Raw genomic sequence first — 13,310 nt, forward strand, 5'->3', positions numbered from 1 at the left:
TAAGCCCAAAAAGTAGTTTACTCGTTGTCGTCTACAATGTCAAGAAATTTAATCATCTTCTTCTAGATCATCGTCTTCTTCTGAATCATCATTTTCATCTAAATCAACATAATCGTTTTGATCGTCTAATTCCTCATCAGTATCATCTTCAAAAAGATCTCCATCCTCTGTATCTTCTTCTAAATCAATGTCTTCGCTATCTTCTTCATCTTCATCATCTGCATATAATTCATCTTCTTCAATTAAGCCCTCTTCATCTTCATCAAGAAGACCTTCTTCATCTAGTTCCTCGTCATCATAAACGGTATAATCGTCTTCTTCATCGTCGTCGTGACTATAGTGTAAAGCATCTGCTTGATCAACAGGATACCATTGCTTTAATCCCCATTCATTTTGGCCGACATGAGCAAATCTGCCATCAATATTGATTTCTGTATACAACTGTGCGATGTTTTCAATGATTTCCTCTTCAGTCATTCCTTTTAATTGAGCGATTTCTTTAACTAAATCCTGATAAAAATATGTTTTCTTTGTTTGCTTTAAAATTTCATAAGCTATATCTACCATGGGTAGTTCTTTTAAACGTCTTTCTTCAATTTTTAAAACGATATCACTCAAGTCCCGGCACACTCCTTCTTTAGTTACCATTTACTTTATGAAAACCATTTTTGTTTACCATGATCTCAAATCTAACGAATGCAAACAATATTTTATCCAATTTTCCTCAGATGTCAAATATTTTATACTCCATTATGATTTCATAGGACATATTTTCTCAAACATGATTCGCGCAATTTCTTCAGGACTTCTTTCTTTATTTACTAATTGATCTAATTCCTTATTAAAAAATTGGGTGTAGATGGCAACATCTATCTTTTGTTGAAATAAGTGGTGCAAAAGCTCGACTACTTCTCTCTTTAAAAAGGAGGTTCTTTGCTTTTGAAGTACTCCTCGTTCGATTAAATATTGTTGGTGGTTTTGTAATGCCGCCCATAGTTCTTCCAATCCTACTTGATTTGTACTAATGGTTTTGATGATAGGTGGCTTCCAATTCGCATTTATTTTTGTCATCTCGATTAACATTTCAATCTCATGGATTAATTTCTCTACACCCGGTAAATCGCTTTTATTGATTACAAATAAATCGGCTATTTCCATCAGTCCTGCCTTGAACGCTTGGATCGTATCTCCCCCACCTGGATGGAGGACTACCATTATAGTGTCTGCAACGTTTATGATTTCTAATTCCGATTGCCCTACACCTACGGTTTCAATCAGAATATAATCATTCCCCATCGAATCTAATACTCTAACGACTTCCCTCGTCGTCTTTGCAAGACCTCCTAATGTTCCTCTACTTCCCATACTTCGAATAAAAACATTTGGATCTAAGGCATGTTTTTGCATTCTTATCCGATCCCCTAAAATGGCACCACCTGTAAATGGACTTGTTGGGTCTACCGCTATCACCCCAACCTTTGCTCCAGTTTGGCGAATGACTTGAATGATGGCATCTACCAATGTACTTTTTCCAGCACCGGGAGGTCCTGTTATTCCAATCACTTTGGCATGGCCTGTATAAGGATATAATTGATTAAGAAGTTCCACTTTCTCTGGTAAATCATTTTCAATGATCGAGATGGCTTTCCCAACACTACGTTTATTCCCCTCTAGGATCTGTTTTAACAGGTTCTCCATGATTTATCCCCTCAACCTAAACTGAATATTCAGATATTTATTGGTAAAAAATAAGGATTGAATCTTTCACTTCAATCCTATGTCATCGAATGATTCTTATGCCTGCTCGCCTTCAGTCTTAACCTCTGTTTCCTTATGAACCGTTTCTGTCTCCGTTTGTTTTTTTATCTCCTGTAGCTCTTGTTTTAATTGGCTGTTTTCCTTTTCTAACGTTTTCATTTTTCTTGTCGTTTGAATTTGTTTCATCGATGAAAGGATAAACATAAACAGTGCTCCAATCAGAATCGAAAAAATAATCATCAATATCAATGGGACATCTGCTTGTGTAAAATAAAAGTCGATGACTACAGGTTGTATATTCATAACAGCAAAAACGACGACAATAAGGGTAAAGAATAATAAAATAATTAATCTTGCCTGCATACGATCACCATCCTGGTTATCCTATTCGCTATCAAATGGTCTTTTCCTGCTAAGATAGCCCACAAAAGTGAAATAGAGATGTATATTACAACGTGCAAAGTCATCCATGCCTCTTTGAAGAAATAACTAGAATAACCAATCAAATAGTTTGAATCCCAAAAATATCCCTATAATCCCCATAATTCCAGGTAATGCGGGTGGTGCGGGAATAGGTAGTTTGAAGAACGCAAAAAGGAATCCAACCACCCCACCGGTTAGCAATGATAATAAAATTTCCTTCAATGTAAGATCCCTCTTTCCTCTTGATATTCTATTTCAACTTGATAATGTCCAATTTTTTGTTGGTCAATGTATACATCATAACTTAAATAAATTTTTCCTTTTAGCCATTCCTTCTCGATTTTGACCTGATGTGTTATCATCTCTAATTCTAATCTGCCATAAGGACTTAAATAGGCGTTTGACCATGTTTTCCCTTTTTCAAAAACTTGTTTCATACTCACATCGCCTTGACGAATAATCGTTACAACCGGTGAATCCTTTTCAGCCTCTTTCCACTGAACAATCGTCGCTGTTTTTCCTAAGTCCTCTAACTGTTCTTCATAGCGCAAATAAACTGACTCATCTTTAAGATATAATTTGCCCTTCCCCTGAAACGTCATTCTATCCTCTTCACCATAAGGATGACGAATATAAGTGATGACTTGTAATGTTACATCTTGTTCCATTTTTCTCACCTTGTTTTATGTACAGATATTTCCAACGGTAGAAAAGCTTCTATCCTAGCTTTCCGATGCATTGGATAGAAGCTTTATCTAATAAATCCCAAAAGGATTTCTCTTACTAATTTAGAAGCAAGGATTGATGTCTGATCAGAAGAATCAAGAACAGGTGCAACTTCTACTATGTCAGTTCCTACGATTTGAAGTCTTGAGCGAGCCATTTCATGAATCGCTGAAAGCAATTCTTTTGGGGAAGTACCTCCAGAATCAAGAGTTCCTGTTCCAGGAGCAGCACTTGGATCGATCACATCAATATCAATCGTAAGGTAGACAGGGCGATCCTTTATCGTGGGTATCACCTTTTTCAATGGTTCAAGTACTTCAAAGGGATAAAAGTTCAAATTTTGTCTTGCAAATGCAAATTCTTCTTTGGTTCCAGAACGGATACCAAATTGATAAACGTTCCCTCCCCCGATCAATTCTACTGCTTTACGAATAGGGGTTGCATGGGAATAGAGTTCACCCTCATAATCTGTTCTTAGATCTGCATGGGCATCAATATGAATTAAAACCATATTAGGATATTTTTTATAAACCTCGCGAATGACTGGCCATGTGACTAAGTGTTCTCCACCTAAGCCTAAAGGAAATTTATCATCCTTTAGAATTTTTGCAACATATTCCCCGATCATATTAACACTTTTTTCTGGATTACCAAAAGGAAGGGGAATATCACCAGCATCAAAATACTTTACTTCCGTTAATTCCCGATCTAAATAAGGACTGTATTCTTCTAAAAGTATCGATACTTCTCTTATTCTTTTCGGGCCAAACCTTGAACCGGGACGAAAACTAACGGTAAAATCCATTGGCATGCCATAAATAACGACTTGAGCATCCTCATAAGTAGGATGGGCTGCAATAAAGACATTTCCAGAATAGGCCTCATCAAATCTCATTAAACCTTACTCCTTTACTAAGTCTTCAACAAATTTAGGTAATTGAAAAACAGACTTGTGAATACTTGGTGAATAGTACTTGGTATCTAAATCTTTTAACTCTGATTCATTCACTTTTAATGGATCATATTTTTTCGAACCCATCGTAAAGCTCCATAATCCGCTTGGGTATGTCGGAATACTAACGGTATAGAGTCTGGTAATAGGGAATATGGAACGGATATCCTTAAACACTCGACGAATTAAATCTCGGTTAAACCATGGAGATTCAGTTTGAGCAACAAGAATTCCATCTTCTTTTAAGCAATCATAAATTCCTTGATAAAAGCCTTTTTCAAATAATCCGACTGCAGGACCCACTGGTTCTGTCGAATCGACCATAATCACATCAAATTCATTTTTATGATCGTGAATATATTGAATTCCATCTACGACCTGAACATCTACACGTGGGTCATCAAGTGCCCCCGCAATTTCAGGTAAGTATTGTTTTGAAGTTTCAATCACTCTACCATCAATTTCAGCTAATACTGCTTTTTCTACACTAGGATGTTTAATGATCTCACGAATGGCTCCACCATCTCCTCCACCGACAACTAAAACTTTTTTAGGATTTGGATGTGTATTTAAGGCCACATGGGTGATCATCTCATGATAAACAAATTCGTCTTTAATTGTGGTCATTACCATACCATCTAAAACAAGCATCCGACCAAATTGATTCGTATCAATAATATCTAGTTGTTGGAAGTCTGTTTTTTCACTATGTATGGTTTTAGAAATCTTCGTCGTTATCCCATGATTAGGGGTTTGTTTTTCTGTGTACCATAATTCCATTAATCCCATCAATGCTTCATTATTCATCTTTCCAGCCTTCTTTCTATCTTCATTTTCTTTTCATCTTTTCTATTCACTTTTCTTCCTTAGATTTACCCTTTTTGCTTATTTTCATCACGATGTACAACAAATTGTATTATATTAAAAACGAACAAAAATGCAAGAAAAAATTGACTTTGCCTTCTGCCTCAAGTATAAGCTTTTCTATTTTTACCCATAATGGTAAATAAAGATTTTGCTTGGAGAGGAGGCAAATGTGTTGAGTAAATATGATCCATTAAATGAAATGATGTTATACCGAGTTTTAAAAAAGATTAAAAAAATTTTGCTTGTATTACTCTCATTGTTTTTTATTTTTAGTAGTTTATTGTTATTTTTTATTCTCTATTTACAAGCAAAACCTCTTCCTAAGACAACGATTGAGCAAACTTCTTTTATTTACTCGATGGATGGAGAAGTGATTGATGACCTTTATTCTGGAGTGAATCGTGAATATATTCCTCTTTCTAAGATTCCAAAGTCATTGATTGAAGCAACAATAGCAATTGAAGACCGAAAATTTTATAGCCATTTTGGCCTTGACTTGATTCGGATTGGTGGGGCGGTAATTGAAGACATCAAACAGATGGCTAAAGTACAAGGGGCTAGCACAATTACTCAACAGCTTGCAAGAAATCTCTATTTAACACTAGATAAAACATGGAAAAGAAAAGTGAATGAGGCTTTATTAGCCGTTCAATTAGAGTTTCAATATTCGAAGGATGAAATCCTTGAAATGTATTTAAACCAAATCTACTATGGCCATTCTGCAAATGGGATTCAAATGGCTGCAAAAACTTATTTTAATAAAGATGCTGCTGACTTAGATTTAGCAGAAAGTGCAATGTTGGCTGGAATCCCAAAAGGTCCATCTGTTTATTCTCCATTTAAAAATCTGGAGAAAGCAAAAAGAAGACAAAAACAAGTTTTAACTTCTATGGTTGCAGTAGGTTATATTACACAGGAAGAAGCAAACAAGGCATATCAAGAAAAACTTATTTTTAAAAATCCAAATGAAAAAGTAAATTTAGCAAGTGCACCTTATTTTCGCGATTACATTGTTTCCCTCGTTAAAAATGAATATGGAATTGAAGAGGAACAGCTTTATCAAGGTGGCTTAAAAATCTATACCACGTTAGATTCAAAGATGCAAAAGGCCGCAGAGGAGACATTGGCCAACCGACTTCCTAAGGATCGACTTTTGCAGGGTGCTTTAATTAGTATCGATCCAACTAATGGTTTTATTAAAGCAATGGTGGGTGGAAGAGATTACCAAAAGAGTCAATATAACCGAGTATTTGCAGAAAGGCAACCAGGGTCTTCCTTTAAACCTATTTTATATTTAGCAGCCTTAGAAAATGGGTTTACACCTGTTAGCAAGTTTAAGAGCGAGCCTACTGTTTTTACATTCGGACAAAATCAAACCTATCAGCCTACCAATTTTGGAAACCGTTATCCAAACCGAGAAATCGACTTGAGATATGCTTTAACCCATTCTGATAATATTTATGCGGTAAAAACCCATATGGAAATTGGAATGGAGAAGTTAGTAGAAATGAGTATGAAGCTTGGAATCGATAAGGATCTAAAACCCTACCCATCCTTAGCATTGGGTAGTCAAGAGGTAACTCCGTTTGAAATGGCCAAGGCATACGCAACCATTGCTAATCAGGGGAAAAGAATTGAACCTACAGCGATTCTAAAAATTGAAGATGTGAATGGTAACGTCCTCTATGAGAAAAAGGAAATCATAGAAACTGAAGTAGTTTCTGCTGATTCAAGTTTTATTTTAACCTATCTGATGGAAGGGGTCTTTGAACAAGGGGGCACAGGTTATTCTGTTTCTGATCGCTTAAATCGCCCGATTGCTGGAAAGACGGGTACAACGGATTATGATGCCTGGTTGATTGGCTACACTCCCCAGTTGGTTACTGCGCTTTGGGCAGGTTATGATCAAAATGAGAAATTGGTAGAAGGAGACTCAATGATCAGTAAGGAAATCTGGGCAGATTATATGAAAAAGGCTCATCAATCATTACCCTTACAGTTATTTACTGTACCTGAGGGTGTCATTAGCCTCTATATTGATCCTGAATCGGGAAAAATTGCAACAGAAGATTGTCCCAATCCTCGATTAGAAGCTTTTGTAAAAGGAACTGAACCGACTGAATATTGTGACCTGCATCAAAATGAAGATAAGGAACCTAAGCCAATTGAACCACCCAAAAATGAATCTTTCTGGAGTAGATTAAAGTATTGGTGGAAACAATGACCAATCGATACTATAATAGAAATGTATACAACTAATAGGACAAGGGGATGAGTTGATGCCATTTGTTACAATTGAATTGATTGAAGGACGTTCACCTGAACAAAAAAGAGAACTCGTAGAAAAAATTACAAAGGTTGTTACTGAAACAGTCAATGTTCCTGCAGAAAGTGTTTATGTTTTTATTGAAGATTTAAAGAAAGACCATTTTGCCCGTAATGGGAAATTAGTGATCGATGAGCAAAAATAATAAATCGCGCCTAAGGCGCGTTTTATTATTTTAATATTCCTCTACCCTTTGTTTTGGCAGTGAAATCGTAAAAGTTGTTCCTACTCCTATCTCACTAGTGACCTGAATTTCCCCTTGATTTTCTTTCACAATCCGATAACAGATAGGAAGCCCCAATCCTGTTCCCTCTTCTTTTGTGGTATAGAAAGGTTCAAAAATCTGTTTCAGCTTATCCTTTGGAATCCCCTGGCCATTATCTTCGATACAAATATGGATATGATCCAGATCATCCCTGCAATAAATCTTTACCGTTCCCCCTTCTTTAGGTAACGCGTCTAGGGCATTTTGAATTATATTAATAAATACTTGTTGAAATTGCTGTTTGTCAACATAAATTGGATACTTACAATCAAGAGTTTCTACCTGAATCTCATGCCCAAGTAAAAGAGCTTTTGTTTGTAATAATATGATCACATCCTCCAAAACTTGCTGTACCAACCACTCCTTTTTAGCTACAGGACGGTTTTGAGCAAGATGTAAAAAATCGTTTACCAATTGATTCACTCGATCTAATTCAGCGACAATGATATTCTCCCACTGTTTTAAACTTTCGCTTTCCTTGGCAGATAACTGTATAAATCCTCGTACAGCAGTTAACGGATTGCGAATCTCATGAGCCAATCCAGCAGCCAATTGACCAATCACTGATAGGCCTTCCATCCTTTTTTTCATATCTTCTTGTTGGTTTTTATATTGTTGTTTATCAAGAGCCAATTTTTTTTGTGCAACCCAGACCAATTTTTCGGGTTCTGTTGCCTCCTCAGGATAAGAAGCCGTTGCAATCGAATATTTTAGCGGCATCGCTTCTGTATGACTAAATGAAATCTCCTGTAAAATCATTTCAATTTGTTGATATATGTCTTTTAGATCTCCATCAAAGCCTATAACGAAACAATCGCCCTCATAACGGGAAAGTAAGGTCTGCTTAGGAAGGAGATTCCGCAATTCATTGGCTAATAACTTCAGAAATTGATCTCCCTCTTCCTCGCCATGCAAAAGATTGATTCTTTTAAAATCATTAAAATCGATAAAAATAATATGATAAGCGGTCGGTTTATTCTGCCAAACATGATGTAATTGATGTTGAAACCCCTTAAAATTATAGAGCCCTGTTAAATAATCCTGGTGAGATTGACTTTCGCTTTGTCGGTAAATCCGAACAAAATAATAGGCAAAATAGGAAATGAAAAAAATGACAGTTACATCATAAAGCGTAATCATCAAATCTTTTAAGGTTAAGTTCGTAAATAGAATTTCGATAAAAGCGTGAATAAGCGAATAGAATAAGGTGGTAAGTAATAAGACTTTTCGAGAGTTAATTTGGGTTGCTAAATAAATGACCACAGAATAATACAAGACATGAACAAATTGGGATACATCCAAAAAATGAATCATTCCGATATCTAAGACTAGAAAAGCAAGGATATAGTTGTTTGAAAGGTGATGGCGAAAAATTTTTAGGTTAAAAGTAAAAAGATTAAGTAATCCAAGAAGAATAAGAAGCCATAACAATTGTAATTGGAAACCAAGAAGGAGGGCGTTAATCATTCCGGTCATGATTGAAAACATGACAATAAACCAGCGAAAATTCCCCATGGATTACCCCCCTATTCTCTCCAGACTATCGTTTCTCTCTAGACTATCGTTCAATATATTTATTCGACAAAATTTACTAATTTCCTTCACAACTTTTACAACTATTTAATATAACCTACAAAAAACCTACTAGAATTTTTTCTAGTAGGAAACTTTAATTCTCTTTTTCTTTCTGATTATGAAGAAGAACATGCATTTTATTACTTAATCTTAATTTTTGAATTTGTCGAATTTCACAATTGATATCTGTGTCGATTGAAGGTGATTTAGACATCGAAAGAATTTGACTTGGATATACACTACGATGGCCAACCACAAGATAGCTTATAACACTTACGATCGAAGCATAGGTGGCAACTTTTACGCCAAATAATTCCATGGCCATTATAATCGCCGCTAATGGTGTATTGGCACTTGCAGCTAAAAATGAAACCATCCCTATCGCTGAATACATAGCTAAATCACCATGGATAAGCTGCGCCCATGCATTTCCTAAAGTAGACCCTATATAGAAAACAGGAGTTAATATTCCTCCACTTCCACCTGAGCCTAACGTTACAGATGTTGTGAAAATCTTAATAAAAAAAGAAAGTGAATCTACCTTATGCCCTGCTAAGGCCTGATCAATCACATAGGTTCCTAGTCCAATATAGTCCTTGCTATGGGTTAATAAGACGATAAATATCAAAATAAAGCCACCAATGAATCCTTTTAGAGGTTTATAGATTTTAAGGGAATACTGAAAATATGCCTCAATGATGTGTAAAGCTTTGATTAACAATAAAGAGATTAATCCAATTAGAATACCGAACAAAATAAGATAGAAAAACATTGATATTTCGCTTTTCGCTGGAACTTGTATGGCATATTTAAAATGCTTTACTCCCAAGTATTCATTGATATGAAAGCTGACATAAGCAGAAATTAAAGAGGGTAATAGAACACGATAAGAAAATTTACCTATAAATAAAACCTCTGCTGCAAAAATAGCCCCTGCAATCGGAGTGCCAAAAACCCCTGCAAATCCAGCACTAATTCCACATATTACAAATCTTCTCCGATCATCTTCGTTAAAGCGAAAAAGGTCAGAAAAGGCTGAAGCAATTCCTGCCCCAATTTGGGCACTTGGGCCTTCTTTCCCAGCAGACCCACCAGATATAAGGGTGACTAATGTTGCAAAAACCTTAATCGGTACAACTTTTACATCGATCTTACCATTTTTTTTATGAATGGATTCAATTACTTTTTCTGTTCCATGACCTGCTGCATCTGGTGCAAATCGTAATACCATCCAACTACTTAAAAAGAATGCGATCGGCATAAAAAGATAATAATAAGGCCATTCAGCTGCCTTTTCCGTACCATAAGCAAGCGTATTTAAAAATAAAGCAGTCACTCCTCCTACCACGGTTCCTACAAAGATAGATAAAAAAATCCATTTGATTGTGCTCAATAGTAGGATGGATTCCTCCAGAACCTCCTGATTGATCTCTTTTTTCATCAAAAACCGCCTCCAAACTTTAATTTTAGCACTGTAGTTAATTGAAGACAATAGAATAGAGACGGCCTTTTAGAATCTAGTTTAGATTTTTCACGCCAGCTGCTTCAGCTAAAAGATCTGCAATATGAACAGCTCTTACTTTACCTTCTAACCCTGCTCTTTGAATACCGATCCTCATTTGCAATAAACAGCCCGGATTAGCGGTGACAACTATAGAAGCATTTGTATCGATTACATTTACCATTTTTGCATCTAAAATCTGCATTGAATGGTCGTGGTGAACTATATTGTAGGTTCCGGCAGAACCGCAACAAGTTCCAGCACCCTTCATTTCCACATATTCAATACCAGGAATCGCTTGAATCAGTTTTCTTGGTTGTAAAGTAACCCCTTGAACATTGGCTAAATGACATGAATCCTGATAAGTCACACGGACATTCATCGGTTTTAGCGGTGGTAGTTCATCAATTTCAGCCAGTATCTCGTTAATATCCTTCACTTTTTTGACAAATAATTTCGCTCGATCACTCCATACAGGATCATCCGCGAGAAGCTTATCATATTCTTTTAACATTGCCCCACAACCACCTTGGTTATTGACCAAATAGGTTGCCCCAATTTCTTCCATCATTTTAATATTCTTTTTCGCCAATTCTTTGGCTAGATCTATTTCACCTGTATGAGCATGAACGGCTCCACAACAAGTTTGACTTTCTGGATGAATGACAGGGAAACCACTTTCTTTTAATAATGCCATTGTAGATTGGTTTATTTCGTGAAAAATAGCGTCTTGAATACAACCACTAAAAAAAGCAACTGTTGGTTTATTTGTTTTTCTTTCAGGTTCAACTCGTTTTGGCAGCATCGATTTTAAAGAAGATACTTCTGGAAGGACCCTTTCAAACGTTTCCATATGCCAAGGAAGTACTTTAAGTACACCGCTTTTTCTGACGACTTTTTGAAGACCTGATTTTTGATAGATTCGAATTCCACCTCTTACCCATTTCATTCTCTTAGGATAGGGTAATAGTTTTCTTAAAAATAACCATCGAACCGCCTTCACCGTCGGTGAAAAGTTGATTTGTTTTGTAATGACCTCTTTTGCATGCTCTAGCATTTGGCCATATTGTACCCCTGAAGGACAGGCAATTTCACAAGCTCGACAACCCAAACATAAATCTAGTGAATCCATAATATCATTGGTGACAAGAGCACCATCCTGTACCGATTTCATTAAGGCAATTCTGCCCCTTGGAGTCGCAGTTTCTTTTGGTATGATTTTGTATGTCGGACATACAGAAAGGCAAAAACCACACTGCATACAATTTAATAGATCATCCTCTGAAATTCCTAAAGCTAATGAAAGATTACCGCTCATGCTGGATCACAACTCGCTTTCTTGCTTGTTCTACGAATAGTTTCCCAGGGTTTAAAATCCCTTTTGGATCAAAAGCTTTCTTTATGCCCTTCATTACTTCAACCCCAGATTCACCAATTTTCCACTCCAAATAACTTGCTTTTGCAATCCCTACTCCATGTTCCCCTGTAATGGTTCCTCCTAAATCAATCGTTTTTTCGTAGATTTCATCAAACGCTTTTTCCACACGCTCAATTTCATCTGTGTTGCGTACATCCGTTAAACAGGTTGGGTGAAGGTTTCCATCCCCTGCATGGCCAAATGTACAAATGTGCAAATCATATTTTTGAGCGACTTCCTTTATCTTATCTACTAATGGTGCAATTTCTGAACGAGGAACCGTCGCATCTTCAAGAATCGTAGTAGGTTTAAGCCTTGCTAGAGCAGAAAGTGCCATTCTTCTAGCTGTCATTAACTGATTCGCTTCCTCTGTAGTTTGAGCCACTTCAACAGAAACGGCTCTTTCCCCTTTGCAAATCTCTGCCATCCGGGTAATATCTCGATCTACTTGGTCTTTACTCCCATCTTGTTCCATTAACAGGATCGCTTCAACATCGCGAGGTAATCCTATTTTCACATAATCCTCAACTACATTAATCGTTGCATTATCCATAAATTCTAGGGTAACAGGAATGATTTTATTGGCAATAATCTTAGATACAGCTTTTGCTGCATCTGTTAAATCCTTAAACATGGCTAACATCGTTCTTTTCGTTTCAGGCAATGGTAAAAGCTTTAAAGTAGCTTCTGTAATCACAGCTAAGGTTCCTTCAGATCCGATCAATAGCTTTGTTAAATCATACCCTGCAACATCCTTTGCTAGTTTTCCGCCTGTTTTTAGGATATCCCCGTTTGGCAAAACAGCTGTTAACGCGATGACATAATCCTTTGTTACACCATATTTTAAACCACGTAATCCCCCAGCATTTTCAGCAATATTGCCGCCAATTGTTGAGATGCGTAAACTTCCTGGATCGGGTGGATAGAATAATCCTCTTGCCTCTACCGCTTGGTGGATTTCGGCGGTAATCACACCAGGTTGAACGGTACAGGTTAAGTTTTCTTCATCGATCTCTAAAATTTGATTCATTCGATTTAACCCTAAAACAAGCCCACCTTTAAGTGGAACCGTTCCTCCACTTAAATTAGTTGCAGATCCTCTTGGTATAACTGGGAACGCAAAGTGATTGGCAATCTTTAGAATTGCAGAAACTTCTTCGGTTGTTTTTGGTAAAACAACGACATCAGGCAGTTGTTGATACATCGGCGTTGAATCATAGGAGTAGGCAACCAATTCTTCAGGTTGATCCATTACCCAATCTTTCCCCACCACATCAATCAATTGCTTTTTTATCGCTGGATCTAACATCTTAAATCCTCTCCCCCAATAAACATAGTTCTATTTTTTTGATTATCTGATGACCTTATCATACCATAAATGAAAGCGGTATTTTTTATAAATTTTTATTTTTTAGAATTTGTTTTGGTTAAATTTTGTTTGGTTATTTACACAGTTTCATTTAAAATATAAGTTGTACGATATTACGGATAGTGTGAATA

General features: G+C 36.5%; 13 protein-coding genes. 2 read left to right on the forward strand and 11 right to left on the reverse strand.

Annotated elements, in window-relative coordinates:
- Window positions 1–48 precede the first annotated feature (48 nt).
- The 7 genes from rpoE to speE all read right to left on the reverse strand — a co-directional run bounded on the left by rpoE (window position 49) and on the right by speE (window position 4,639).
- Entirely contained in the window at window positions 49–618 is a 570-nt protein-coding gene (gene rpoE / locus TEPIDINF_RS11215) for a DNA-directed RNA polymerase subunit delta (RefSeq protein WP_235589116.1), read from the reverse strand.
- Between the two features lie 132 nt (window positions 619–750).
- The gene (gene meaB, locus TEPIDINF_RS11220; RefSeq protein WP_068726691.1) at window positions 751–1,698 is read right to left on the reverse strand and encodes a methylmalonyl Co-A mutase-associated GTPase MeaB; all 948 of its coding nucleotides are present in this window, start codon (window positions 1,696–1,698) and stop codon (window positions 751–753) included.
- Between the two features lie 96 nt (window positions 1,699–1,794).
- A complete protein-coding gene (locus TEPIDINF_RS11225) occupies window positions 1,795–2,121 on the reverse strand; it encodes a LapA family protein (RefSeq protein WP_068726694.1) in 327 nt (108 codons plus the stop codon).
- 126 nt (window positions 2,122–2,247) lie between these two features.
- Window positions 2,248–2,403: a XapX domain-containing protein gene (locus TEPIDINF_RS11230; RefSeq protein WP_068726696.1), complete on the reverse strand. Its 156-nt coding sequence runs from the start codon at window positions 2,401–2,403 to the stop codon at window positions 2,248–2,250.
- Complete coding sequence (locus TEPIDINF_RS11235) at window positions 2,400–2,849, reverse strand: YwiB family protein (protein WP_068726698.1); 450 nt, start codon at window positions 2,847–2,849, stop codon at window positions 2,400–2,402. The genes TEPIDINF_RS11230 and TEPIDINF_RS11235 overlap by 4 nt, the downstream gene beginning before the upstream one ends.
- A gap of 83 nt (window positions 2,850–2,932) precedes the next feature.
- Complete coding sequence (gene speB / locus TEPIDINF_RS11240) at window positions 2,933–3,802, reverse strand: agmatinase (protein ID WP_421692010.1); 870 nt, start codon at window positions 3,800–3,802, stop codon at window positions 2,933–2,935.
- Window positions 3,803–3,808: 6 nt separating this feature from the next.
- Window positions 3,809–4,639, reverse strand: a complete 831-nt coding sequence (speE, locus tag TEPIDINF_RS11245; RefSeq protein WP_069798306.1) for a polyamine aminopropyltransferase — start codon at window positions 4,637–4,639, stop codon at window positions 3,809–3,811.
- A gap of 259 nt (window positions 4,640–4,898) precedes the next feature.
- Here speE and TEPIDINF_RS11250 point away from each other — a divergent pair, with 259 nt between their 5' ends.
- Window positions 4,899–6,950, forward strand: coding sequence for a transglycosylase domain-containing protein (locus tag TEPIDINF_RS11250; RefSeq protein ID WP_321164170.1), 2,052 nt, complete (start codon window positions 4,899–4,901; stop codon window positions 6,948–6,950).
- Window positions 6,951–7,005: 55 nt separating this feature from the next.
- Window positions 7,006–7,197, forward strand: coding sequence for a 2-hydroxymuconate tautomerase (locus tag TEPIDINF_RS11255; protein ID WP_068726702.1), 192 nt, complete (start codon window positions 7,006–7,008; stop codon window positions 7,195–7,197).
- 30 nt (window positions 7,198–7,227) lie between these two features.
- Here the strand turns inward: TEPIDINF_RS11255 and TEPIDINF_RS11260 are convergent, their stop codons facing one another.
- The 4 genes from TEPIDINF_RS11260 to glcD form a co-directional block, all read right to left on the reverse strand.
- Window positions 7,228–8,832, reverse strand: coding sequence for an ATP-binding protein (locus tag TEPIDINF_RS11260; protein WP_421692011.1), 1,605 nt, complete (start codon window positions 8,830–8,832; stop codon window positions 7,228–7,230).
- Between the two features lie 154 nt (window positions 8,833–8,986).
- Window positions 8,987–10,333, reverse strand: coding sequence for a chloride channel protein (locus tag TEPIDINF_RS11265; protein ID WP_069798297.1), 1,347 nt, complete (start codon window positions 10,331–10,333; stop codon window positions 8,987–8,989).
- Window positions 10,334–10,409: 76 nt separating this feature from the next.
- Window positions 10,410–11,711 (reverse strand): (Fe-S)-binding protein, encoded by a 1,302-nt coding sequence (locus TEPIDINF_RS11270; protein WP_421692012.1) that lies wholly within the window; start codon window positions 11,709–11,711, stop codon window positions 10,410–10,412.
- A complete protein-coding gene (gene glcD / locus TEPIDINF_RS11275; protein WP_069798294.1) occupies window positions 11,701–13,119 on the reverse strand; it encodes a glycolate oxidase subunit GlcD in 1,419 nt (472 codons plus the stop codon). The genes TEPIDINF_RS11270 and glcD overlap by 11 nt, the downstream gene beginning before the upstream one ends.
- Window positions 13,120–13,310: the final 191 nt, after the last annotated feature.

The organism is Tepidibacillus infernus (assembly GCF_048898065.1).
Lineage (GTDB): Bacteria > Bacillota > Bacilli > Tepidibacillales > Tepidibacillaceae > Tepidibacillus_B > Tepidibacillus_B infernus.

Excerpts from the sequence above, each read along its gene's own strand:
- TEPIDINF_RS11235 (WP_068726698.1), bottom strand. The coding sequence starts at position 2,849 with ATGGAACAAGATGTAACATTACAAGTCATCACTTATATTCGTCATCCT.
- TEPIDINF_RS11225 (WP_068726694.1), bottom strand. The coding sequence starts at position 2,121 with ATGCAGGCAAGATTAATTATTTTATTATTCTTTACCCTTATTGTCGTC.
- speB (WP_421692010.1), bottom strand. The coding sequence starts at position 3,802 with ATGAGATTTGATGAGGCCTATTCTGGAAATGTCTTTATTGCAGCCCAT.
- glcD (WP_069798294.1), bottom strand. The coding sequence starts at position 13,119 with ATGTTAGATCCAGCGATAAAAAAGCAATTGATTGATGTGGTGGGGAAA.
- speE (WP_069798306.1), bottom strand. The coding sequence starts at position 4,639 with ATGGAATTATGGTACACAGAAAAACAAACCCCTAATCATGGGATAACG.
- TEPIDINF_RS11255 (WP_068726702.1), top strand. The coding sequence starts at position 7,006 with ATGCCATTTGTTACAATTGAATTGATTGAAGGACGTTCACCTGAACAA.
- TEPIDINF_RS11265 (WP_069798297.1), bottom strand. The coding sequence starts at position 10,333 with ATGAAAAAAGAGATCAATCAGGAGGTTCTGGAGGAATCCATCCTACTA.
- meaB (WP_068726691.1), bottom strand. The coding sequence starts at position 1,698 with ATGGAGAACCTGTTAAAACAGATCCTAGAGGGGAATAAACGTAGTGTT.
- TEPIDINF_RS11270 (WP_421692012.1), bottom strand. The coding sequence starts at position 11,711 with ATGAGCGGTAATCTTTCATTAGCTTTAGGAATTTCAGAGGATGATCTA.
- TEPIDINF_RS11260 (WP_421692011.1), bottom strand. The coding sequence starts at position 8,832 with ATGGGGAATTTTCGCTGGTTTATTGTCATGTTTTCAATCATGACCGGA.